The organism is Bacteroides sp. 90-K9/2, assembly GCF_047310725.1.
GTDB classification, from domain to species: domain Bacteria; phylum Bacteroidota; class Bacteroidia; order Bacteroidales; family Bacteroidaceae; genus Bacteroides; species Bacteroides vicugnae.
Genome location: NZ_JBCGVL010000001.1, coordinates 1042805 through 1068948, shown reverse-complemented (window position 1 = coordinate 1068948; position 26144 = coordinate 1042805). Strand labels below are relative to the sequence as shown.

18 protein-coding genes and 4 pseudogenes are annotated in these 26144 nt (G+C 38.0%); 12 read left to right on the top strand and 10 right to left on the bottom strand.

The annotated features are described in order from the left end of the window. The first annotated feature begins 89 nt into the window (after positions 1–89). From AAHJ11_RS04120 to AAHJ11_RS04105, 4 genes are read left to right on the top strand one after another with little or no spacing between them, the layout of a single operon-like run. The gene (locus tag AAHJ11_RS04120) at positions 90–1583 is read left to right on the top strand and encodes a MotA/TolQ/ExbB proton channel family protein (protein ID WP_413579097.1); all 1494 of its coding nucleotides are present in this window, start codon (positions 90–92) and stop codon (positions 1581–1583) included. After that, positions 1580–2278: a hypothetical protein gene (locus AAHJ11_RS04115; RefSeq protein WP_413579096.1), complete on the top strand. Its 699-nt coding sequence runs from the start codon at positions 1580–1582 to the stop codon at positions 2276–2278. The genes AAHJ11_RS04120 and AAHJ11_RS04115 overlap by 4 nt, the downstream gene beginning before the upstream one ends. Positions 2279–2290: 12 nt before the next feature. After that, entirely contained in the window at positions 2291–7216 is a 4926-nt protein-coding gene (locus AAHJ11_RS04110; RefSeq protein WP_413579095.1) for a hypothetical protein, read from the top strand. A gap of 1 nt (position 7217) precedes the next feature. Next, positions 7218–10067 (top strand): SNF2-related protein, encoded by a 2850-nt coding sequence (locus tag AAHJ11_RS04105; RefSeq protein ID WP_035448912.1) that lies wholly within the window; start codon positions 7218–7220, stop codon positions 10065–10067. 158 nt (positions 10068–10225) lie between these two features. On the opposite strand, the pseudogene AAHJ11_RS04100 reads toward AAHJ11_RS04105, so the two are convergent. From AAHJ11_RS04100 to AAHJ11_RS04055, 10 genes and pseudogenes are all read right to left on the bottom strand, one after another. Beyond that, positions 10226–10584 (bottom strand): annotated as a pseudogene (locus AAHJ11_RS04100) (transposase). Between the two features lie 44 nt (positions 10585–10628). Beyond that, positions 10629–11039, bottom strand: coding sequence for a transposase (locus AAHJ11_RS04095; protein ID WP_254637796.1), 411 nt, complete (start codon positions 11037–11039; stop codon positions 10629–10631). A gap of 277 nt (positions 11040–11316) precedes the next feature. Beyond that, positions 11317–12027: a hypothetical protein gene (locus AAHJ11_RS04090; protein ID WP_234069582.1), complete on the bottom strand. Its 711-nt coding sequence runs from the start codon at positions 12025–12027 to the stop codon at positions 11317–11319. Between the two features lie 4 nt (positions 12028–12031). Then, a complete protein-coding gene (locus AAHJ11_RS04085; RefSeq protein ID WP_342989915.1) occupies positions 12032–13585 on the bottom strand; it encodes an ATP-binding protein in 1554 nt (517 codons plus the stop codon). A gap of 662 nt (positions 13586–14247) precedes the next feature. Then, complete coding sequence (locus AAHJ11_RS04080) at positions 14248–16503, bottom strand: cation:proton antiporter (RefSeq protein WP_148364546.1); 2256 nt, start codon at positions 16501–16503, stop codon at positions 14248–14250. A 51-nt stretch (positions 16504–16554) separates the two neighbouring features. Continuing rightward, positions 16555–17571 carry an inorganic phosphate transporter gene (locus AAHJ11_RS04075; protein WP_004305685.1) on the bottom strand — a complete coding sequence of 339 codons (1017 nt, stop codon included), beginning with the start codon at positions 17569–17571 and terminating at the stop codon, positions 16555–16557. A gap of 15 nt (positions 17572–17586) precedes the next feature. Then, on the bottom strand, positions 17587–18234 hold the full coding sequence (locus AAHJ11_RS04070) for a DUF47 domain-containing protein (protein WP_004325331.1): 648 nt from the start codon (positions 18232–18234) through the stop codon (positions 17587–17589). A 78-nt stretch (positions 18235–18312) separates the two neighbouring features. After that, positions 18313–18948 (bottom strand): DedA family protein, encoded by a 636-nt coding sequence (locus tag AAHJ11_RS04065; protein ID WP_004305686.1) that lies wholly within the window; start codon positions 18946–18948, stop codon positions 18313–18315. 149 nt (positions 18949–19097) lie between these two features. Then, positions 19098–19529 (bottom strand): hypothetical protein, encoded by a 432-nt coding sequence (locus AAHJ11_RS04060; protein ID WP_122136839.1) that lies wholly within the window; start codon positions 19527–19529, stop codon positions 19098–19100. 84 nt (positions 19530–19613) lie between these two features. Beyond that, the gene (locus tag AAHJ11_RS04055) at positions 19614–20060 is read right to left on the bottom strand and encodes a GNAT family N-acetyltransferase (RefSeq protein WP_032843206.1); all 447 of its coding nucleotides are present in this window, start codon (positions 20058–20060) and stop codon (positions 19614–19616) included. A gap of 168 nt (positions 20061–20228) precedes the next feature. Between AAHJ11_RS04055 and AAHJ11_RS04050 the strand changes: the two are divergent. From AAHJ11_RS04050 to AAHJ11_RS04015, 8 genes and pseudogenes are all read left to right on the top strand, one after another. Continuing rightward, a pseudogene (locus AAHJ11_RS04050) lies at positions 20229–20834 on the top strand (carboxypeptidase-like regulatory domain-containing protein); the annotation flags it as partial. An 86-nt stretch (positions 20835–20920) separates the two neighbouring features. Beyond that, positions 20921–21031 (top strand): annotated as a pseudogene (locus tag AAHJ11_RS04045) (RNA polymerase sigma-70 factor); the annotation flags it as partial. Further along, positions 21020–21409 (top strand): annotated as a pseudogene (locus AAHJ11_RS04040) (carboxypeptidase-like regulatory domain-containing protein); the annotation flags it as partial. The pseudogenes AAHJ11_RS04045 and AAHJ11_RS04040, both read left to right, overlap by 12 nt. Positions 21410–21470: 61 nt before the next feature. Beyond that, the gene (locus AAHJ11_RS04035) at positions 21471–21647 is read left to right on the top strand and encodes a DUF4250 domain-containing protein (RefSeq protein WP_004302174.1); all 177 of its coding nucleotides are present in this window, start codon (positions 21471–21473) and stop codon (positions 21645–21647) included. Between the two features lie 199 nt (positions 21648–21846). Continuing rightward, positions 21847–22386, top strand: coding sequence for an RNA polymerase sigma factor (locus tag AAHJ11_RS04030; protein ID WP_004302175.1), 540 nt, complete (start codon positions 21847–21849; stop codon positions 22384–22386). A gap of 4 nt (positions 22387–22390) precedes the next feature. Then, positions 22391–22735, top strand: coding sequence for a hypothetical protein (locus AAHJ11_RS04025; RefSeq protein WP_148364586.1), 345 nt, complete (start codon positions 22391–22393; stop codon positions 22733–22735). Positions 22736–22767: 32 nt separating this feature from the next. After that, positions 22768–23328 (top strand): hypothetical protein, encoded by a 561-nt coding sequence (locus tag AAHJ11_RS04020; protein WP_148364547.1) that lies wholly within the window; start codon positions 22768–22770, stop codon positions 23326–23328. A 48-nt stretch (positions 23329–23376) separates the two neighbouring features. Beyond that, a complete protein-coding gene (locus AAHJ11_RS04015; protein ID WP_413579092.1) occupies positions 23377–26133 on the top strand; it encodes an outer membrane beta-barrel protein in 2757 nt (918 codons plus the stop codon). Positions 26134–26144 lie beyond the last annotated feature (11 nt).

Here is a 26144-nt window from a genome sequence, read left to right as displayed (position 1 = left end):
TTCGTTTTCGTATTGTTTTCCTTAAAATAGGTTACATTTGTAGTATAATAATTAGTAAAGAATAACAAATTGAAACAATAATAGAAGTCATGAGTGAAATTGAATTCAAATGGTTAACAGAACCACTTGCCGTAATGCTGACAGGTAAGGGTGTGTTTATTGCAAGCGTTGTGATAACTGTAATTTTTGGATTGATATACTATAAGAATAGATCCAGACAATTACTGAATAGCTTACCAGGCTTATTTACTTCATTAGGTCTCTTGGGAACATTCGTGGCTATCTGTAATTCATTAGGCGACATCAACCAGGACTCACTTGAAATAGATACCATAATTCGAAATTTGGTACCTGCCTTTACATCTTCTATCGCAGGTCTTATTTCTGCGTTTATCGCAACAGCTGGATGTAAGATATGGTATTCATATGAAGACCGGAAATTGGAAAAGAAAATTAACCTACAAACACCTGAAGAGTGTTTGTATAATCTTACCCTGTTGTCAACTACAACAAATAAATCTCTATCAAGGATTTCACAGCAACTTGTAGAACAAAGTGCCAAAAATGAAGAATATTATGAACGACTCAATACTACTATTAGCCAGCAAAGTAAGATTCTTGAGCAATTTATTAATGACTTTGTAAAGAGAATGGATGATATCTTTACTGAGATGCATGGCCGGATTGAACAGAATATTAAGGACTTTGGTGAAGAACAGTTCAAGAAATGTGCAGATACTCTTGAGGCTTTGACAGATAAAATGTCTTCACTCTCTACAGGTCTGCTTGAAGAGCAAAAGACTAATGTCCAGCAAATGATTGCAGGGACCAATACAGAGTTACAGTCTGTATCTAACAATGTGACAGTACAAATCACATCACTCTGTACTCAAATGACTTCTGCATTGGCTAATTTACGTTCTAGCCAGGATGAAAAATTGACTTCTATCGTTGAAAACTATAATGCTTTGTCAGAGAAATTGGCTAATCAGAACTCAGATTTCGCTGAAAAGATGAATGCACAATTTAATGCTGAATATGAAAAGATTCAGGAACAAAGTACAAACAGCTTGCAACAGATGGTTGATTTGAAGGATGCTTATGCTGAAGTAAATCAAAAAATGCTTCAAAGCAGTACATCTATGAATCGTGAAGTAAGTGCTGAATTACGCAATTCTCTTTCTACATTCGTAACGGACTTGCAGAAGACTGTTACTGATGAAGTTAATGCCCTCAGTTCAGCAATTGTCACAAATGTAGAAGCATTAGAAAAGAGTTATGCATACATCAGTGATCATGTCCGAAATATTAAGGGCAACTATGAGAGTGCAGCTCAAGCATATATTGATGCCGTAAATAATGCTCATAGGATGAATGAGAGTCAAGAAAATATGCTTTCGACCATTAATGATAGCATGAAGCATGTTGTCCACACAAATGAAAAAGTGGATGAAGTCATTGCTGTAATGGAAGAAAGGCAAGAACGTATAGAGAACCTGATTTCTCACATCAATGAAATCAGCACAACAATTGAGACTCTTCAGAAACTTGAAAGTCAACTTAATAGAATCACCAACAAATGAGTAAGTTGAATTTTAAAAACGAAGGTGACGAGCATAATTTCTGGCAGAATTATACAGATTTAATGTCAGGGTTTCTGGTTGTTTTTATCATAACCAGTCTTGTTGCATGGTATGGCTACATTAAGGTGACAGGGGCTATTGGTGGTGATGGTGGTAGTATAAAAGTCACCATTGAACAATCAAGAATGATTCGAGAGTTCAACGAAGCACAAAAGTCATTGGTAAGTGAGTATTTCCATTATAATGAGCAATATCAAAGATTTGAGTGTAAATCAGATATAATGTTTGAACCTAATTTGTCAAATATCCCGGCTGATAAAGAAGAAATTTTTATAGAAGCGGGAAAAGAGTTGGTTAACAAAATTTTGTCCAAATTTAAAGAGTCTGTAAACATCTCTTTCAAAATCATAATAGAAGGACGAGCAGCCAGACATTTGAACAAAGATTCCAAGGAAGCAAATGAAGCAGCGGATAGAGCTGTATGGCACACAATGGAAATTCGTAGCTATGAACGTGCATTGAGCTTATATAATCTTTGGAATCAAAATGGGATAATTAAATCCATTCAAGAAATGAATGGAGAAGTGTTTATTTCTGGTTCGGGTTTTGGTGGTCAAGGTAGATATCCCAATACTCCAGGCCAAGAAGAACTCAACAAAACATTTATCATTCAAATCATCCCTTACATCAAATAAAGTAGAGGAATTATGAAAGTAAGAGACCTCAGACAATATATAAAATCAATTTCAAAAGGTAATGAAACCCTTGAACTAGTAGGTTCGAATAAAGAATACTTTTTGAATATGATGAGTGGGCAGGGACAAAAAGTCGATGCTCTCATAACAGGTGCAGCCAGTTTTGTAAATAATGCAAAAGAACAGTTGTTCTATGAATTTGTGCAGAATGCGTATGATGCAAGTGCAGATTTTTTATTCTTCTATGCTAATGAAGAGTTCTTGATAGTACTAAATAACGGAGAACCGTTCTTTACAGACCTCAATATTTTTGATCTTCCTGAAGGCGAAGAGCCTAGAGATGGTCAGTTATATAATTTTTTGGCAAAAGGTAAATCCTTGAAGTTAAACGATGATGACAAACTAGGTAAATATGGTCAAGGTTCCAAGTTGCTTTATACACTTTTGGCAGATATAAATCATAACGTCAATACAGAAGAACTTCTTAAAGATGCCATCATTAATAACAAAAAAGGACCATATCTTGTTAGTTGGCACAATATGTCCCAGTTGGATGCTTGGCTTATTAACGATGATGAGTGGATTCCTGCTCAAGCAGACGATGTAGAGAACCATATACTGTTTGCGAAAATTCTTATGAGCTATTATCCAATAGCACCAGGTCAAGATTTAGAAAGATTTAGCAATGAAGAAGCTCAAAGAGCAATTAAGGCATTCAATGAATTAGTTGATCCACCAAGAAATAAATCGTTCTTGACTAGGGGAACGGCTTTAATTATACCCTTAGGAAAGGGTAAGTATGATGCGATCATTGAAGAAAACAACCTTGAGAATGTTCGTGAACGTTTAGGCGTTTTTGCTTCTATTACAGCTGATCAAGAGCGTAATGTAGGCAAATCACTTAAACATATATATGTGATGGGTAAGGAAGTAGAGCAGCATCCTGTTAGTTCGTTATTTGTTGATTTTGTAGAAGAAGGGAATAAATTCTATTATCACTTTGCTTTCAATCCAATATTCGCTGAAAAAAATGTGGTTAACTTCTTTAAGGGATTGCCTATTCTACAAACAAAATATCGATTTGGTTTTATTTTGGACAGCCAGATTTTAGAGGTAGATGATAGCCGTCAGCGTATAAGCGATACAGAAAAAACTTGTGATCAATTGCGTCTTGCCTATACACATTTGGTTGATGAATTGAAGTCGCTTTTGGTTACAAATAGAGAAAAGTTTGATTATATCTATCAGTCCTTGATATCGTCACGCCCAGAAGATAACTCTGAAGATGAACAGAAGATCCGTAAAGCATTCTATGATGTTATTCGTCCATTCTTGAAGGAATATGCTTATACATCTGAGGGTACTTACGTACCTTTTGAACAAGTATGTGAGGAAGAAAAGGAAACGAATGTTTTATTGAAAGATATTGGTATAACTGATTTACATTGGATTGACAATGAAAGCAGAAAAAAATATTCTTTCCACTTTGATAAAAAGGTTCGTGTTTTACGTTTTGCTGAGATGCTTCAAATGGCAGACATGGAAAAATTGTCCGCATGGATAAAGTGTATGTCTAAGGAGGATTATAGACTATTCCATACCAATTGTCTTGATTGTATCTCAGATATTGAAACAATACAATTATTCCGTTCAAATGAGAATAATTTATATTCATGGGGGGAATTGAAGTCCGATATCAATGTTTACTATATGGCTCAGACGACACAACCAATATTTGTAGGTCAAGAGTATATAGTAGAACCTATGTGTGAGGAATATGATGAAGATGATTATTCAAATCTTTTCGGTAAGATAAAAGCAAATCTTGCAGAATTGAGAGAAACTTCTATGGGCAGAGATGCTGTATGTCAAACGCTCTGTATGATTGCTGAAAATGAATCTGATTACGAAGATGAAATTATAAATGGAATCACTGTTTTTCAGAACTGGCGTGGTGATTATTTGCCATTCTCTGAACTGTTTGAAGAGCGTTTGGACGGGACTATTTTGTTTGACAATTTCCGCATCAAAGGTAGCATACCTGAATGTATTAAACAGCGAGATTGGCTTATTGACAAACAAGGCGACAATACTGCACTATGGAATTGGATCGTAAATCATTTCGATGATATAAAGCAAGAAGATGGCTGGGGCGACAACACAGATGCATATCTAAGAGATATACAGAATGCTTACAAGGCAGGTGGAACATCTGTTGCAGGTTCATTACTTAGATTATATCTTGACAAGGATGGTAAACCTACAGATGAATCATGTCAGAATGTAGAAAACTTCGATAAGTTATCTGAAGCAGAATATGAAAAGCTTCAAGCTTCATATTCTGATTATAATTTTGTGCCATATAAGTACGAAAAGGTATTGAGTTCTGCACCATTCATGATGAATACCTTATATGTCTACGACTTGATTGACCCTAATCAGTTTATAGACTTTGATACATTGGCTATTTTGTCGAAGATATCATCTGATGGATTCTTGCTTAAATACAGGGTTATAGGTAATGATAATAGCTTTATAGTTCAGGCCCTTAATGGTGGGAAAAACTATACTAATGACCTTGACACGGATTTGAGAAGTGCTTTGTTAGAGATAGGTTTTTACTATATACCTCAAAAGGTACAAACTCTTATTCCATCAGATACAAATGCTTTCAATATCACTCGTGACGACTTTGCAAATTCTGTTGTAGATAAGATTTCAGATAAGAATCTAATATTCCCCCTTATCAGAAATTGTAGCTCTGCTGTTGTGGAACATTATATCAATTCGTTGTCTATAATATCTATCGACCATAAGATTACAGATTCTGATATTCGTTGGCAGATTATTAAATTTGCCGTGTCACGTGATACTGAAGAGAATGAATTTAGAAAAACCATATTTAATTGTATCAGACATAATAATGAAGGACTTCCAGAGACAATAAAGGATAGTGTTTTCATTGCTTATGATCATGAGTATAGTCTGTATGCCTTAAATGGTGATTATCAAGAAGAGAATGAACATATCGATTCATTTCTGGATTGTCTTCCTTCAGATAATGATGCAGAGTGGTTTAAGGAACAATTTTATGGAGACAAGAAGGAGAACGTTTCTTGCAAAGAAATCTATGACGAGATAAAAGATAAACATCTCACAATAGAACAACTCCGCTTCTGTCTTGACTATTCACTTAATGATGAGCCTGATTATTACAATCTTGCAATAGGTAAAGAAGAGAGTCTTAGCGAGGCTTTGACAATGATTAAGACTAACCAGTATAGAGGGTTTGATGAGTATTTCAAGATTTCTGATTTTGATTCAGAAACCCAAGTATTTGCAGAGCAATCTTTACTTAATGACGAAGAAAAGCTTCCCAACGAAATGCAGAAATGGTTGGAACAGAATGTTGATGCTATCAATTTGTTTGGGAATATCAGAACCGACAGTGAATCATACATTTCTGTAAGAAGACTCATTCGTGATAACGAAGAAGCTATAGCTATTCCTGATTTTGAAGACTCAGATAAAACTGAATCAACAATAAACTGGGTGTTGAATGCTGAACTTATATATGTTTATGGTGATAATGCCTACAAGAATATAAAACGTATCATCGATAGACTACCAGAAGGCATTGACAACATGGTATTCTTAAGATATACTGGCAATGTCGAATGTCGTGATAAGTCACTTGGCTCTATTTGCCCCACATTTACTCTTGAAGAGTATGATAAAGAATCATGTTTCTTATCTATTTATTCTTGGACACCAATATTCTTGGATATGTTGATGAATGACAAGAAGGTGCAGAATTTCTTTGTAAATGAAGTTGTGTTTGCTTATGGAGGATTAGAATTACTTTCTAAACATAAACTACATAAATCTCCTAAACTAGAGGTTTCTGTTAAGGCTCATGAAGGAGATTATAATGAAATTGCAACAGAACCATATCAGATTTGGAAGAATATGCCCGAATCTAGAGGTATCTTGATTAAAACATCAAAGAAACCTATTGGTATAAACTTTACAATGCTCAAAAATAGGGAACAGGTTTTCTCAAAAGCAATAGATAACAAGGATTTTGGTTATGACACTAATGGTTTGGTAGTTGTTCAATATCCTAATGCAGAAAAAATCTCTGCAATAAAGATGATAGAGAAACATATTGCCGATATGGAGTTCTTCCAGCAACCTTTTATTGTATTGCAAGGACTATATGTAGACCAATTGGAAAAACTTGAGCAAATTGCAGAAGAAAAAGGAACAGATATCGCTACGATAGTTCAAACTTCAGAAAAATCAATTAGTAATACAGGTGATAATAATGCGAACTTAAAGGTCGATGAAGATAAACTTGACAATATTAAAGAGTTGGCTGAATCATTTGATGCAGATGAATTGATGGAACTTGCTGATAAGAAAGACATGATATTAGAGATTCTTCATGAAATGCAAGAGGTTGATGATGAAACTCAAGAGTCGCAAGTTCGTCAAACAATTGGATATATCGGTGAACTTATTTATGAGCAATATCTATTGGCTCAAGGTAAGGATTATAAGTATGCTGCAATAGAAGGTATTGGAGATTATGACTTTCATAATATTACAGACAGGATTTATGTCGATGTTAAAACAACATTGTATAGTCTTAAAGATGGTACTGCTCCATTCTATTTACATAAATCTCAAAACACTTTTATGCAAAAGCATCCCAATGAGAAATACCATATAATTCGAATATCATTAAACGACTTGGATTTGCAGAAATCGTATGAAAGAATAAGAGATATTTACGGTAAAGAAGCAAATCCTATGATTGACGAAAGACTTAAAGAGGATTGCTTGAAAATTGCCAAGAAGTATTGGAGAGGTGCAAAGATTGAACAATTCGATGCATTGTCACCAGAGTACTCTATTAAGATAGAAAAGAAGTAAGATGAAGAATAGCATAACTCCAGCTCAACAACTTTATTATGCGTGGGATTTATCGCATAAGAAATCGACCAGTGATGACAGTCGATTCACTGGCGTATTGTCTGAAGCAAAGGTTGATATGAATCCTCACCAAGTAGAAGCTGCTTTGTTTGCTTTCAAATCTCCTCTAAGCAAAGGTGCAATATTGGCAGATGAAGTTGGTTTGGGTAAAACAATTGAAGCAGGTATTATCATTTCAGAACTTTGGGCGGAACATAGCAGGCGGATTATCATTGTTGTTCCGGCTTCACTTAGAAATCAATGGAATCTAGAATTGATGGAGAAATTCTTTCTTCCGTCAGTTATCTTAGAAAATGACAGTTACAAGGAAATTAAAGAGTTGGGTAATAACCCTTTTGAGGATGGCCGAAATATAATAATCTGCTCTTATAATTTCGCAATCAAGCACTCAGAAGAGTTACAGCTTGTTGATTGGGATTTAGTCGTGTTTGATGAAGCCCATAAAATGAGAAATGTTTATAAGAAAGGCAACATTATCGGTAATACGATGATGAATACCTTTAAGCATTACAAAAAGGTCTTATTGACCGCTACACCCTTGCAGAATAATCTTAAGGAGTTGTATGGTCTGATTAGCATTATTGATCCACATTTCTTTTCAACAGTAGATTCCTTCAATGAACAATACAATATGATAACTACTAGAGATTCAGCAAAGTTTGGCGAATTAAAAGGTAGGTTATCACATATTGTTCATAGAACATTACGTAAACAAGTAAAGGAGTATGTGAATTATACTAAGAGAACAGCTTTTGTACAAGAATACGAAGCTTCTCCAGAAGAAGTTCAACTATATGAAAATGTAAGCGAATATCTTCAAAGGCCAGGAACCTATGGTATTCCAGAAAAAGTAAGACCTATGCTTTCTCTGATTGTGAGAAAAATAATGTCTTCTTCTGCTTATGCTTTGAGCTATACCTTACAATGTTTTATAGAACGATTGGATCACTATAAAGCTACAGGAGAACTTCTCTCTGCTCTATCAACTATAGAGAATGATTATGAAGTTTCTCAGGATGATGAAAAGGCAGAGGTAAATGAAGGTGTTAATCCAGCTATTTCAGATGCTATTGATTATGAGATTGCTGAACTTAAAATGTACCAAGAGCAAGCTAAGTCTATCGTAAATGAAACCAAGGCAAAACAACTTCTTGTAGCATTAGATAAGACATTTCAGAAAAACGAAATGTTAGGTGCTCCAAGAAAAGCGCTGATATTTACTGAAAGCAGAAGGACTCAAGAGTATCTCAAGAACTTCTTGCAAAACAATGGATATAATGGCAAGGTTGTATGTTTCAATGGCTCAAATAATGACGAGGATTCTAAGTCTATATATCGCAAATGGCTATCCCTGTATGCCGGTTCTAAACGTATATCGGGACGTACTATAATTGATCGCAAACAATCACTTGTGGATTATTTTAGAACAGATGCCGAAATTATGATTGCGACGGAATCTGGTGCAGAAGGTATTAACTTGCAGTTTTGCTCATTGCTAGTAAACTACGATATGCCTTGGAACCCACAACGTATAGAGCAGAGAATTGGGCGTTGTCATAGATATGGTCAGAAGTTTGATGTTGTTGTCGTAAATTTTGTGAATCAACTTAACTATGCTGATTGCAGGGTATATGAGCTACTGAATGATAAGTTCAATCTCTTTGATGGTGTGTTTGGAAGTAGTGACGAGGTATTAGGTTCGATTGAGTCTTGTGTAGATTTCGAAAAGAAATTGAATCATATATACCAAACTTGTCGAACTGAACGAGAAATTGAAGCTGCTTTTAATCAACTTCAATTGGAACTGGAAGAAATCATTCAGCGAAGGATTAAAGATACTAAGAAGTCGCTTCTTGAAAATTTTGATGAAGAGGTAGTAGATAAATTGAAGATAAGGCAAAGTGAAGATCGAGATAGAGTTAGTTCTTATAATAGACATTTTTGGCGTTTGACTAAAAGAGTTCTAAAAGACAGCATTACCAATATCGATAATAAAGAGCTAACATTCACGTTGCTAACCCCATTGAACAAGAATATACCTACTGGTACTTATATTCTTAATAAGGATAATGGTGAGTTCCATCAGTTACGAGTAACGCATCCTCTAGGAGAGTATGTAATAAACCAAGCATTAAAAACAGAAGTACCTGATTCTGAAATTGTATTTGATGTTGACAATTTATCTTCAAGGCAGATATTGCTAGAAAAGTATAAAGGACAGTCTGGTATTGCCGTTGTTTATAGAGTTAAAGCGTACAATGAACATGACTCCCATGAACAACTGTTGTTCTGTGCCCGTACAGATAACGGAGAAAGTCTTTCACAAGATTTTGTTAAAAAACTCCTTGAAACCAATCCTTTATCTGAGACAAAATGGAATGGTGATATTGCGGAAGCCTCATTGTCCAAAGAATACGAACAGCACTTGTATGAACTAAAACAGGATGTATACAGTAAATCTGAAGAGTACGTAAGCTTTGAAATTGACAAGTATCAAGCATGGGCTGAAGACCAGGTTTATTCGTTGGAAAATGAAGTCATTGCATTACGCAAGGAAGATGAAGCATTAAAAAGACAGATTCGTAAAGAACGGAATGCAAAATTTAAACTTGAGCTTCAGGAGAATGAAGCTAAAATAGCAAAGCAACTACGTCAAAAACAACGCCAATTATTTGATATGGAAGATGAATGTGCGGATAAAGTAGATGCTATGACGGTAAAACTTCGTGTAGCTATGACAAATCATTATGACACATCCACTTTTATACGTTTTAGATGGCATATAAAATAACAAAAGGCTTCCCTTGAGGAAGCTTTTTTTATATCCGTTTGATCCATTTGATTAAATCATTTGTGTGCAAAGTTACCTCGATGTGCAATTGACAAGTACCGCTATTCATACATTCACATAATTGACTATAATTAGTAATTAACGTGAGTTTGACGGATTCAAAACAAAGCAAGCTGTGTGTCTAATGTACGTTGTACATTGATACACGGCTTCTTTAGGAAACATACAATAAGCCGCAACCCCAGTATGTTCACAATGAAATTATCAAAGTTCCTATGTCTGGAATGCTCCACTTGTGCGATGTTTTTCAATTCATCGTTCACCGTCTCTATAATAGCCCTTTTGCGAAGAAGCAGCCTGTCCGAAACACTCATCAAAGCTCCCTTCATGTTACTTTTGAGTTTTGTGATAAGCTGTATGCCACCACGAATAAGCGCTGGAAAAGCTTCCTGCCGATATATCCTTTGTCAGCAACCAGCTTACCATATAGGAATTCAATAAAAGCCTTGTATTCCAATGGCTTTCTGTCGTCGACATCACCTGGAGTTATCTAAAGTTGAGCTATTCTCCTTTCTCATTGCAAATCAGATGCAGTTTGAAGCCAAAGAACCATCCCATAGAGCATTTGCCTCTTTGGGTAATACCCTTGAATACTTTATGGATACGTATCCTTTGATTCCTACATACTCTCAGAGGAGTGCTGTCTAGGAAACTTATGCCGGTGCATTTCCCAAGCAACACTTTTTTGATGAACAGCGCCAGAGGGATAGCCACCTCTTTTCCGAGTTCTACAAAACGGTTGTATGAAACAACCTTTGGGAAGAGATGTCGCAGATGTTTGCAGACTTTTTCCAAATAGAAATGTTTCAGACAGCGGTAGCCTGAATCGTGAAATAATATCATGATCAGCATGATTTCAGCCTTTGACATGGTTGAGTTTCGGTGATAATGCCGCTTTGTATCAGATTTCATAGTGTATTTTTTCATCAGGGCATCAAAAAACTTACAAAAGTCATCTGTCATACAAAATAATTCTGTAACTTTGTCTTCGGTGATTATAGCGATTATTGTTTGTATTTCTTTGTAATTGAGCACTATAAAGTTACAACAATTTTCGCTAATCGCTAAATCTACAGACTATTATAATTCATCGAACTCGCGTTAAAATATCATTCAAGCCTAATCTGCCGTTCTGTGTTCACCTTATGTTCACTGAGAAAAGAAAAGTACCGACTATATGTCGGAAAACTCACTTGGATTGATTCTCTTTCTCCCTTTTCTCTTTTACTTTTTCCATTCCCGGCATCTTTTTAGCCAATACACTTTCTCCGGAAGGAAAGTAAAGCGGAAAGACCTGAGATAAGAAACTTACAATATCACTACGCTTCTTACCCATATTGAAAAAGGCAGAACAAACAAAATACATAAGATCTTGCTGACTACATGTATCTGTTGGCTGAATGGTTATTGGGGGAGTGATTATCAAACTGTGTTCTGCAAATGCGCAAGCACTGGCAAGAATAGCTTTCTGTTCTTCTTCGGTAAACATCTTTATTTTCCCTGCAAACCATTCAAGTTCTCTTTGCTGAAGTGCTTGTTGCTTTTCATTTTGATGTTCCAATAGAATTGCTACATTTTCTTGTTGCTTTTCGGTCAAGGCATTTTCCAATGCTTGATTCTTTCGTTTAAGGACATTGAATTTCAGTAATGCGGCAATGTACATACAGAAATAACCTACTGCAATATCGAATATCAGAACAAGCAGATAATTGCTGTTTGAATTTTGGGCATGTCCAGCCATATACTCACTGATAGGAATAACGGCAAATAGCATGATGATGGCTATTGCATAAAGCACTCTGTATCGCGTTTTATGGTTTACCTGCGGTAAGGAGGCAAACAAAAAGGCGATAATCAAGACGGCAATTATTGCACAAAGTGGTATGAAAGATGTTCCCATAGGCTTATAGCTCGGTTTGAGGATTAATTACAATGCGCCAATAACCAGCTTTATCAGAACCTTCATGAACCAAAATGCCCATACCTCTAAGGTTCTTGATGTTTTTCTCTATAGCACGTTTCGTTACACCAACCTTGTTAGCCATATTGTCAGCTGTGATTGATGGATCAGAAATAACGAGGTCAATTATCTTTTGTGCAGTTTTACTGACTTTCTTAGGTGTTTCCGATGTGTTTCCGAACTTATCTGCATTTACACCGAACTTTTTCACCGAACTTTTGCTGTTTACACCGAACATTTTTGCATTTACACCGAACTTTTCGACCGAACTTTCTTCGCTTACAGGGTACTTTTCGAGGGTACTATTTACCCTGTTAGCCACCTCCTCAACAGGTATTCTGCCGTTCTCGCTCCAGTTCAGATTATAGAATGTGGTATAGAAAGAAGTCGCTTCTGTTTGATATTGTGGTTCTTTCCCTTGCAGGAAGTTAGGTAGCTTCTCTGTAAGTTCACGCATTTTGCGTAAGCCGGAGCCACGTTTCTCCATATAGTCCAACTGTGTGAACACATCTGCAATGACAGGATTGCGGCGCATGGATGGTACTTTGTATATGTCACGGTCTTGAATCTGTGTACCGTCAAGCATGGCACCGGGTGATACCAGTTCTACACGGTCATCGTAAATGTCAATATGCACTTCACCGCCCATTACCGTATAATCTCTATGGATAAGATGATTTACCAACCCTTCAAAGATGGCACGGTCGGAATAGTCGGGGAGATTCAGACGATAGTTCGGCATCTTCACCCATCCGCTCATAGTATAGTTCTTGATGAAGTCCATACCATATTTCAGAAGCAATACGAGATTTGCCCGATGCTCTACGGAACTGATGGCATCATCTTTATAAAGTCCGGTCCAACGAGTGCAGAAAATACGCGATTGGAATACGGTGCAATTATCCACGAACAGCAATCCAGCATTGGTCAGTTTACCGTCAGGAGTAACCAGACCGAATGATTCCAGATACTTGTCATTCCATTCCTGATGGGTCTGTTCACGGAAAGTATTGGCGAGAATAATAAAAGAGTGCTTGCTGGCATCCACTTGTGTAGGAAGAGAATCCCATGTCATGTGTGTACCTTTCAATACCAACGAAAGAAGTTGTTGTGAATTACACTCTACGCTTTCATTGCCAACCCGTACATATGCGGTACGTGTTCCGTCCTGATAATAGTAATAAGGTGTAAGCGTTCCAGCCTTTACTTTCACTTCAAGCAAAGAGTGCCCTTCATGTTCTATCGGGATAAGTTGTATTTCCGGAACAGGGTCAAGTCTCGCTTTGATGGTTTCACTGATAAAGTCAGCATCGGATTGTGGATTCTCCAAACCTACAATCACTCCATCATCGTTCACTCCATAGAACAGACTGCCACCTTCTGTATTGGCAAAAGCCGACACGGATTTGAGCCATGACTTCACTTTCTTACGTTCCAACATTTCCTTGAAATCGTAAGCTGAGCATTCCGCTATCAATGTATTGTTTTGAATTTGCATCGTTTCCTTATAATTGTTAGGGTATAGTTCCCCAATATCATGTACAAAGGTAAGGATAAAAGTGGAGATTCTGTTAAATTCGTGCCATACTTTTGATTATTATGCGTTTATATCACGATATTTATTGGAAAATTTTATATTTTTGCAGTCAAGAGCTGTGGTTGTTTATGGATGCTTATTTTCGGATTTGCGATATAATTGCAACACGTGTACGCAAGTTGCTCATACAGAGATACTGTTGATTTTGAGGAAGTGAAATAAAATCGCTGAATAAGACGATTGAAATAATAGAAAAGGGTTGAAAGTCTATGACTTTCAACCCTTTTTATTTTTGAATGACTATTATTCTATATCGGAAAGTTCAAAAAAAAGTCTGTACGTTTTTTTTAGGGAGATTTGTCGAATAAATTTTCTGGTAATGAAAATGTAGCTTATCTTTTAATACTCCTTCCCGTAAAGCGATATATGATAAAATAATGGAAAGAAGTTTGGATAAACAAATGTCTTATGAGGAGTTTGCCGTATTTGATTTGCAGAATAGATCACAAACGCGCAGTGCTAAATCAACAGTAGGACCAAGTAAGCCATTCACACGTCCTCACTTTGTAAATAGAATGTTAGATAAGTAAAGCAGATGTATTCCATTCTGGCTTAGATACCAATTACGTTAAGTACAGTATTTTTCTAATCTTTTCCCGGTTGCCCACAATCCAAACGAGATCTCCTAATTGGAAAGTTGTGTCTTTATCCAGGGGAATCAGTTCGTCATTTCGTTCAATAGCTACAACAATACTGTCATGCTTCTCTCCTAAATGAGACTGCGCGATGGTCTGATTTAAAAAGCGGAATTCTTCGTCTACCGTGAAAGAGTGGAGAGTTATCTTTTTATCCACTGCATCCATATCTGATGTATTTTTTACATCTTCTATTCTATTTCTGAATTCCTGTAATTGCGTATCTGTACCAACTACTGTCAATTTATCCTGCGGATAGATGTGTTCAGAGCTTTTCGGTATATATATGTTCAGATCGCCACGAGTGATTGCGACGACATTTACTCCAAAATTTTGCCTGAATGAAAGTTCTCCTAAAGACTTGCCGATGTAATCGGAATAAGGCGATACGAGGATAGATGTCAAATCAAGGTCTTTATCATTGAATTCGCTATTGAAACTTGTTTTTAGCGGGTGCCGTTTTTTAGCTACCTCTTCCCGTCGGTTAAGATTGGCAAGGAATCTTGTTTCCAATCGTGAATATTGCGTGAGGTCTTCCCTAAGAATAAGAATCAATGCTACCACGGCTATGGCAATAATCACACTTATTCCCCAGTTTAGTTTAAAGTAGCTGATGACTACACTAGTGATAAAGAAAAGAGCAACAGATACACGTCCCAGAACCAGGGAAACCAGGCGTCCGTGATTGTAATTCTCGTCTCTCCATAGCTTCAGGAATAATTCCGAAGAGTTGTATTTGTTGGAGATGAGCGCCCATAAAAAAGGAGTCATAAGTAGAAGAGTACCCAGACACATCACCAGGTTGATCCATACAGTGACAGGAGCAAACATTTCGCTGATGGCGGGATAAATGATTTGTATCGACAGCAGCCAAATAGCAGTGAGCAGTACGCTATAGATAACAACTCTCCCAATCATGTTTTTTAGTAATTTCTTCCAGTCACTATCGTGGTTCATGGTCTTCTTGCCGGAAGCATAACGATCTAATGTCTCCTGTACTTTAGTAGGCAATATTTTGTAAAGCCATTCGGCAAAAGGATTGGCTAAACGGATAAAGTAAGGAGTCGTGAAAGTGGTGATAACAGATACAGCCACAATGATAGGTGAAATAAACGGATCAAGCACTTTGAGCGAAACACCCAGTCCGGCAATGATGAAAGCAAACTCTCCGATTTGTGCCAGGCTGAATCCGGATTTGATGGAAGTATTCAGTGGTTCTCCGGATAAGAGTACGCCAAACGAAGAGAAAATGGCTTTGCCGATAATGGTAACCAGTGTAATGATGATGACAGGCCAGGCGTATTCTACCAATACAGCCGGATTCACCAGCATACCGACCGAAACGAAAAAGATAGCTCCGAAGAGGTCTTTTACCGGTTGTATGATATGTTCGATGTGTTCGGCCTCGATAGTTTCGGCAAGGATAGATCCCATGATAAATGCTCCCAGTGCTGTTGAAAACCCTGTATAAGTAGCCAATACTACCATTCCCAGACAAAGACCGAGAGAAACAATCAGAAGAGTCTCGTTATTCATCAACTTCTTTGCTTTTTTGAGAAAAGCCGGAATAACGAAGATACCTATGAGAAACCACAGGATTAAAAAGAAAACGACCTTGAGCACACTTATCAGCAAATCTTCACCTACAAAGTCCTGACTCACTGCCATTGTGGAAAGAAGCACCATCATTAAGATAGCAATCAGGTCTTCCACTACCAGAGTACCGAATACGATACCGGTAAAACGTTGGTTACGCAATTCCAGATCATTGAAGGCTTTGATAATGATTGTAGTGGATGACATAGACAACATTCCTCCCAGGAAAATGGAATTCATGGTGCCCCATCCTAATAATTGTCCCACCAAATACCCAATGAGTAACATGCTGATTACTTCGGTGATAGCCGTAATAAAAGCTGTGGAACCTACATTCATGAGCTTCTTAAAGCTAAACTCCAGTCCGAGTGCAAAGAGCAGGAATATAACACCTATTTCTGCCCATATATTGATATTCTCAATATCTCCCACTGTAGGGAAAATATTAATATAAGGACCTGCCAGCAATCCGGCAATAATGTAACCTAAGACTAAAGGCTGTTTTAGCCATTTGAACAACAAGGTTATGATACTGGCCGATATTAATATCAGCGCAAGGTCGGCAATCAAAGTTGGCAAGTGTGACATTAGGTGTGGGTTTATTTATTATAACATTCCTGATAGATAATATGTTTCCATCTATAAAAAGATGGAAACAATATAATAAATAGCTGCAGCTAAGAGTCCACTGACTGGAATTGTAAGAATCCAGGCAGTCATGAGGCTTTTGGTTACTCCCCAACGAACGGCAGAGAGGCGTTTAGTTGCGCCTACTCCAATAATCGCTCCTGTGATAGTATGTGTGGTACTAACGGGGATTTTCAACATTTCCGTAATGTAGAGAGTGAAAGCACCTGCTGTTTCGGCAATCACTCCTTCCAGTGGGGTTACTTTGGTAATTTTTGTTCCCATTGTTTTCACTATCTTCCAGCCACCGGACATCGTACCGAGTGAAATTGCTGTGAAGCACGAAAAAGCAACCCAGTCGGGAAGGTCATTGATACTGTTGATGCCCATGCCCAATCCCATTGAATGGCCGGCTATCATGGCAGCGGCAATAATACCCATTACTTTCTGTGAATCGTTCAAGCCATGTCCGACGCTGAAGAGGGCGGAGGATACGAGTTGTAACCTCTTGAACCATTGCTCGGCTGTGTGGGGATGTGCGCGTCGGCAGATGTAGAGGACAAACAGGGTGAAACCGAAAGCAATGACCATTCCGATAAAAGGAGCCAGAAAGATAAAGGCTGCAATTTTAAGAATGATGTTAAGCTGAATTGCTTCAAATCCGTTTGCCATAATGGCAGCTCCTGCAAAACCTCCGATAAGGGTGTGTGAGGAAGAAGACGGAATCCCTTTCCACCAGGTAACCAGGTTCCAAGTGATAGCCGCTATAACTCCTGCTAATATAATGGGCAGGGTGATATATTGCTCTACCACAGTCTTGGATACTGTATTGGCGATACCGAATCCACCTATTATATATTTGGCAATGAAAAAGGCTACGAAGTTGAAGAAAGCAGCCCATATTACAGCTTGAAAGGGAGTAAGCACCCTGGTAGATACGATGGTAGCTATTGAGTTTGCTGCATCGTGAAAGCCGTTGATATAATCGAATATCAGAGCCAGAATGATGATAGTCACTAATAATTCCATGTGTTCCGGCTTGCTTTATGCGTACTTTACAATCAGGTTTTTGAGAATCTTGCCTACATGCTCTGCGGCATCGGTCGTTTTTTCCAGTTCATGCATGATCTCCTTTATTTTGATAAGTTCAATGCAATCTTTTTCCTCTTCGAAAAGTTTGGTGATAAAGAATTCGTATACATCATCCGCCTGGTTCTCGATTTCATGCAGTTTGGAACAATATTCACGGAGAAGAGTCGGTTTCTTACGGAATGTTTCGAGTTCGTCCATGGCTTTGCATATATAGATCGCTTCCTCCTGAATCAAACGGCTCAACTCTTTGCCATTCTCTGAAATAGGACGGGGATTGTAAATAGAGATTCGTTTGGCACAACTGTTTATTCCGTCAATGACGTCATCCATGCAGGAAGCTAAGTCATGAATATCTTCGCGGTCGAAAGGAGTGATAAAGGTAGTACCTAATTCATCAAAAATCAGGTGTGTCAGTCTGTCGCCTTCCCGTTCTAGGTCTTTGATTTTTTTGTAGTAGTCCGAACGTTCTGTAGGTGAGTCATGTTGCAAGCTTTCTATTAAAACAACTGATGCTTCGCAGAGCACTTCTGATAGCTGTTTCAGTAAAGGGAAAAATTTGGGCTCCTTTGGAGTAAACCGGCTAAAAAAAGAATTTTTCATAAGTGTAAAAACTTTAAATTGTTTTTTCTTCTCTATTTATATTAGTAACAAATGAATACAGATTATAGTTTGCTGTTTTTAAGATTTTAGTTTGGCACGTACTACCTCTATAATGGCAGGCAATACAGAGATAAATATGATGGCTACAATCAGTAACTTCAGGTTTTCCTGCACAAACGGAAGGTCGCCGAAGAAATAACCAGCATAACAGAATACGGCAACCCAGAGCGCACCACCAACTAAATTATACATCATAAAATAGTAGTAATTCATCTTTCCCATTCCTGCTACGAAAGGTGCAAATGTGCGTACTATCGGGACAAATCTGGCTAGAATAATTGTTTTCCCACCATACTTTTTATAGAACTCGTGTGTTTTCTCCAGATAACTTTGTTTGAATATTCTGGAGTTGGGATTATTAAACAGCTTTCGACCGAAGAAATGTCCTATCATGTAATTGCAGGAATCGCCCAATACGGCAGCGGCAAATAAGATAATGACAAGTATATGCACGCTGATGGGCATATCGGGTAATGCTGAAATGGCTCCTGCAACGAAGAGTAAAGAATCACCGGGAAGAAAAGGAGTGACCACTAATCCGGTTTCACAGAAGATGATAAAAAACAAGATGGCGTATGTCCAGGCATGATAATCACGCACAATCATCACCATATATTGATCGATATGAAGTATAAAATCCAATAAAAAGTCCATTTTATATACTTTGGTTATTATTGTAATGAAAGAATGTTATAGGCTTCCAGACCATAGTGAATTTTCTTTTCACTCAAATGGTGGATGCAAACAGAAAGTGGGGCATAAAAGACTTGAATTGTCCTATGCCGAAAAAAGATATAAAATGGCTAAATGAGTATGTGTCCTAATGAATAGATATGATATCTATCGGAATATTTAAAAAGATTGGTATAATATGAAAAACCTGTCCATTGATTTTGAGGAAGTTGAATCTTTAGCGAGCTTAGTATGCGGATAGTGACAGAAGGAATATTGAATCTTAGTATTTTTAAGGGAGAGAGGTGGCGGAAGGAAAATGGATTTAAAACGCCGTTATCGTTATTGTAATTTTGCTTTCCGGCGTATTCTTTTGTCTTGACTAGTTTCTGTTCTTGATCCAGTTGTATAATGCTAGCTTTAGAGGTGTATGAATTGGAATAGGTTTGTATGCCGTTACTACCGGCTTCTAACCGGTATGCCTCTTGTGCTTCGTCGGAAATCAGATGGAATCCCCAACACAGAAATACGCCTAATAGTATACAAAATATGTACTTCATCATAACCGCCGCAAAGGTAGAAACTATTTTTATATGAAATACATATTCACAAGCATAATTAACAATTATATCAGTGATTATCGGGAATTATTCTTTGAAGTTGCTTATCGTAAATTTCATCGGAGTATATGTTATCCCATTGGTACATTGTTTCCCGGCAATTTTATCGAAGCCCAGACTTTGATAAAAAGGAATAGCGTATGTGGATGAATTAACTGTCATTTCATTTACTGGGCAATGCTTGATTGCAAAATTGAATAATTGTTTGCCGATGCCTTTACGGTGGTGTTCTTTTCCGATGAAGAACAGGGATAGATGCTTCCCTTCATTCTTCGTTCCCATAATTCCTACTAGATTTTCATTGTCAAAAGCCCCGTAAATCACTAATTCATTCATAAGTTGCTCACTAAAGATAAAACTTTTGAATGAATTCAAACCTTCTTCATCGAAGTCTTCCGCTCCACATTGTATATATACCTCCAATGCTAATGAGGTAGCCCGGTCGTATTCGGTCTTGTCTAATTTGCGTATCATGGCGATTGCTTTTATCATTAATTTGCCGGGAAATTTACTATTAATTCCCGGATATAACATTGGAATATGATTTCTTTTTCTTTTTTTTTGTAAAAGCTGTAGGGTATTTCCAGTCTGAGCGCTCTTATAAATAGAAACGTAATTTATTTACCTTTAAAAAGCATCAGTATGAAGAATGTAGAAAAACACTTGGTTGGATGGCTGTCAGTTTGTTTGCTGCTTTGTAGCTTTCCTGTGTGGGCGCAAGGAGATGCCGGAGATTATCTGACAATCGTTGGTATGGTGAAAGACAAGCAAAATAAAAAAGCTCTGGAGAACGTAAATGTATCTGTGCATGGCAGTAATATCGGCACTGTGACGAATGCGGAAGGAGAATTTGCTTTGAAAATCAAAAAAACAGAAGCGTCGCGCGAACTGGAGATTTCACATATAGGTTATGTAAATAATCATATCTCTCTGGAGAAAGAAACACCCTCTAAGTTGACGGTTTGGCTGACACCTCATGCCAACCTGCTGAATGAAGTGGTGGTGTTTGCTGAAAATCCACGTATGATTGTAGAGAAGGCAATCAGTAAGATTCCTCTAAATTATAGTGATAAGCGTGATATGCTGACGGGATTTTATCGGGAGACTGTACAGAAAGGGCGTCGGTATATTGGTATATCGGAGGCTGTGATCGATGTGTCCAAAACAGCCTACACTAATAGAAATACTAATCATGACAAAGTAAGGGTGGTGAAGGGACGTCGCCTGCTTAGCCAGAAAGCGAGTGATATCTTTAGAGCACGCAGTGGATAAATTAAAAAAGCAATCGAATTGAAACAGGGATAGTTTTCTTATATTTGAGGTCAATCATAAAGATGCTGGATGAACTGCTCATACTAAAAAAGATAAAAGGAGGTGACATGAAAGCGTTTGAGGAACTTTTTCGTCGTTACTATTTTCCTCTTTGCTGTTATGCGGCAGGTATGTTTGTCGAAAGGCGTACGCGTAACGTGCGAATGATTCCTCAAAAGGTGGTGTATACTATTTCTTATAAACCGTGGCAAGGGACTTATTACATACACCATATCCGTGGAGATCTTCATTTCAAAGTGAAACGGGCAAAAATGCTGTTCGGCAGCCGGGATCTTCATATCTGGTTTGAGATGATTACTTGTAAGGTGGATACCGAACAAGTGGTCGTATTTCCCCGTACAGACAGATTGCCCACCCGTACCATCTTCTCTGACACCAATTTCAAATATGATGAGAACTTCTGGAAGGACTTCAACGTGATCCCATTGGAAGAGGAAATCAGTAAACTGATAGAAAAGATCTCTTTGAAGATAGAAGAAATAGGTGATTGATTTGTTTTGTCATTCAATGAGATTACTGTACCTTTGCATCCGGTTTAAAAGATTGTATGTTATGGAATTACCAAAAGATCCGATGATGTTGTTCAGCGTCATCAATATGAAGTTACGTGATTGTTATTCTTCACTTGACGAACTTTGTGAAGATATGAATGTGGACAAGGATGAATTAGTGAATCAGTTGAAAGCCGTGGGCTTTGAATATAGTGTGGAACACAATAAGTTCTGGTAATCATTTTCTTGTTTATAACTTATAGATAAACTACTAAAAGTGCCTTCATCGCCTTTACAAAGGATATGGAGGCACTTTCTATATCTTATGCGCAGCTTCTCTCTTACTCTTTCTTGTTAATAAAAGCAAAATGCGGATTCCCGTATTTAACTTCCCGGCTCTTCTGCGTTCTAACTAATAAAGCTTAGAAAAAGAATTGATGATAAACGAGAATAAAATTCGTGAAGCTTGTGCCTCGAATCGCGAACGGGGATTCAAGATGTTGATGGACTCTTTTCAGGTACCGATATATAATTATATCCGTAGACTGGTCGTATCTCATGAAGATGCGGAGGATGTGCTTCAGGAAGTCTTTATCCGGGTGTTCCGGCATATCGATCAGTTTCGCGAAGAAAGTTCACTGTCAACCTGGATTTACCGGATTGCCACGAATGAGAGTTTACGCTTGCTGAACGGTCGTAAAGATGAGGGAGTTGTTTCTGCAGAAGATGTTCAGGAAGAGTTGATGGGCAAGTTGAAGGCTTCCGATTATATTGATTATGAAAATGAGTTGGCAGTGAAGTTTCAGGAAGCCATTCTAAGTTTGCCTGAAAAGCAACGGCTTGTATTCAACTTACGTTATTACGATGAACTTGAATATGAAGAGATTGCCCGTGTACTGGATAGTAAAGTGGATACACTAAAGGTGAATTACCACTATGCGAAAGAGAAGATTAAGGAATATATATTAAACAGATAGAATGATGAAAAAGGATTTTGATTTTGACGATATTGGTAAACGGACACCTTACCGTACCCCCGATGGATTCTTCGAGGACGTGCAACGAAAGGTGATGGAACGCGCCGGAGTGAAGCAACAGCGGAAATCTCACATGAAGCTGATTATTTCTACGGTGATTACCATGGCGGCAGTATTGATCGGATTTCTGTTTGTTCCATCTTTGAGACAGGCAGATGAGGCGAAAACGTCTTCTTCGAAAGTGTTAGCTAATGGTACAGAATCTGTAGATAAATGGATTAAAGAACTATCGGATGAGGAGTTGGAGGAGCTCGTCAACTTCTCTGAAAATGATATATTTTTGAATTAAGTAACTCAATTATTATTTTAAACGTGAAGATTATGAAGACTAAATTTATTTATGTAATTTTGGCTGTCCTATTGATGGGAAGCCAGATGACTTTGTCTGCACAGAATACAGATAACAAAGAAAAGAAACAGCGCCCTACACCGGAACAAATGGTGCAGATGCAGACTAACCAGATGGTGAAAATACTGATGCTGGATGATGCAACAGCTACCAAGTTTACTCCGGTTTATGAGAAATATCTGAAAGAGTTACGCGAATGTCGTATGATGTCCAAACCGAGAACCGAAAAAGCGAAAAAACAAGGGATGGATGCCAATGCTAAGCAGGAACGGTCGTCCATGACTGACGACCAGATTGCAACCATGTTGCGGAATCAGTTTACTCAAAGCCGTAAAATGCTGGATGTTCGTGAAAAGTATTACAATGAATTCAGTAAGATACTTTCGCAGAAGCAGATTCTGAAGATTTATCAGCAGGAAAAGATGAATGCTAATAAGTTTAAGAAAGAGTTTGACCGCAGAAAAGGACAGAAACCTGGACAAGGACACCACCAGGGACAAAGAACTCGTAGTCCGCGTTCAGACCAGAAATAAAGATTAGGTTTATTTTATTATAGTTTTATTTTACTAAATCAACACAATTTGAACATAGACAGCCATATTTATTCTTTTCAGTACCGTTTGATTACTTGTTATGTCTTGTTACTGATTAGTTTGACTGTTTTTGCTCAGTCCGGCAAAGAACGTTTTTCCGGTCGTGTGATTGATACTGAAACTTATCAGCCGGTACCGTTTGCTACGGTCCGGCTTTTAGCTTTACCGGATAGTACATTGTTGGGCGGCGGCGCTACGGATGCTATCGGTAAATTTCAACTTTCCGTTTCCATTCCTAATCATGCAACTAAAGCGAAGTCTTTATTATTACAGGTTTCATATATCGGATATAAGCCGGTTTTTCATCCCGTTTCCATTTCCAGCAAAAGTTCTTCTTATGAATTGGGGGATATAAATCTGACTCCGGAAAGTTATGCTTTGGATGAAGCTGTGGTAGTAGGACAGGCTCCAATGGCGGTGACAGAGGGGGATACAACGGTATTCAACGCTTCTGCCTATCGTACTCCCGAAGGTTCAATGCTTGAAGAATTGGTAAAACAGCTTCCGGGAGGTGAAATAGATGCAGACGGTAAGTTGCTGATACATGGCAAGGAAGTAAAAAAGATTTTGGTGGACGGTAAAGAGTTTTTCTCTGATGATCCGAAAGCCGCTCTTAAAAATCTTCCTGTGGAGATGGTGGAGAAGTTAAAAGCGTATGAACGTCAATCGGATTTGGCACGTCTTACGGGAATAGATGACGGAGAGGAAGAGATGATTCTGGACTTGTCTGTGAAAAAAAATATGAAACGGGGCTGGATGGAGAATTTTATGGGAGGATATGGAAGTAAAGACCGTTATGAATTAGCCAATACCTTGAACCGTTTTCGTGAAAACTCTCAATTAACCATTATCGGGAATCTGAATAATACCAATAACCAGGGATTCTCGGAATTACAGAATGAATCTTCCAGTTCAACAGGCAATATCCGTAGCCGGATGGGACTGACTACCTCCCGCTCATTGGGGCTTAATGCAACTTATGACTGGAAGCGCGTTAAATTACGTTCAAATGTTCAATATGTTGGCACCGATCGTTTGGAAGATAGCCGTACCACAGTCGACAACTTTCTCCGGGAAGATAGATCAATCAATCTGGGCACAAGTCATAGTCGGCAACAGAATCACGAACTGGTAGCCAATGCTTCTCTTGAATGGAAAATGGATTCTGTTACTACATTGATTTTCCGTCCTCAATATCGTTTCGCAGCCAATGATAGAGAGAATAATGGTTTTCAGGAAGGGTGGGGGAATGATGTGTTGCTGAATGAGAGAGAGTCCTCCGGCACTAATCATAATTCCCGGTATAATCTGGCACTGATGTTGCAGCTTAGTCGGAAATTGAGTCGTCTGGGGAGAAATGTTGCTTTGAAGGTAGACTATGGTGCTAATGCTTCAGCTACAGAGCGGACGAACCTTTCTACTACCCGGTACTTCAAAAATAATACGAAGAAGATTCAGAATCAGAAAATAGAGGATGATGTTGACGGATTCAATTACCGGGTGCAGTTGGTGTATGTAGAGCCATTACCGTGGCGGCATTTCCTGCAACTGCGTTACAGTTATCAGTATAGAGTGAACAATTCTGATCGCTTTGTCTATGACTGGGATAAGGAATTGGAAGAGTTTGCTCCTGACTTTGATGAAGAATCCAGTAACCGTTTTGAGAATCAATATAGTAATCATTTAGTAAATCTTGCGATACGTACCTCGCAAAAAAAGTACAATTATAATATTGGTGTTGATTTTGAACCTCAAAAGTCTGTTAGCCATTCATTGTTGAGTGATGCTCCCGAAGATCAGTTGGAAAGATCGGTCATGAATTTTTCGCCTACTGTCAATTTCCGCTATAAGTTTTCAAAACGCACCCGTTTGCAAATTGTGTATAGGGGAAAAGGGAAACAGCCTAATATACGTGATCTCCAACCTGTGACCGACCGTACCAACCCTTTGAATATCCGTGTCGGAAACCCTTCGTTGAAGCCTTCATATATGAATACTTTTACGCTGAATTTCAATTCTTACAATACCAAACATCAGCGAAATATGGTAGCTACCGCTTTGTTCGAGAATACCATTAACAATGTAACCAATCAGGTGACTTATGATAGTGAAACTGGTGTACGAACTACATCTCCGGTCAATATGAATGGTAATTGGCGGGCCATGGGTTCTTTTTCTCTCAATACCCCTTTTAAGAATCGTAACTGGATATTTCGTACTTACTCCTATCTGCAATACCGGAATCAGAATGGCTATACAACCTTGAACAAAGAAGAACCGGTGAAAACTTCCGTACAGCATTTAACGGGACGTGAACGTCTACGGATTACTTATCGTACCCGCCAAATGGAACTTACAGGGCTTGTTGGCCTGACTTATAACAATTCTTATAATGATGTACGGGAGAAGCGTACTGAAACTTTTGATTATCAGGCAGGGACCGAATTGCAGCTTTATCTTCCCTGGGGGATGGAATTATATAATGACCTGACTTATTTTCTCCGTACCGGATATGGTTATGAGGGTTATGCCAAAGCAAATTTCATGTGGAACTGCCAGCTGTCAAAAGCCTTTTTGAAGAGGAAACAGTTACTAATCCGCTTCAAAATATATGATATTCTTCATCAGGACATTTCCATGATACGCACGATAACCGCTACTGCCATTCGTGACACTGATTATAATGCACTGGGTTCTTATTTTATGGTGCATGCTATCCTTCGTTTGAATATGATGGGAAAATAATTAGAAATTAA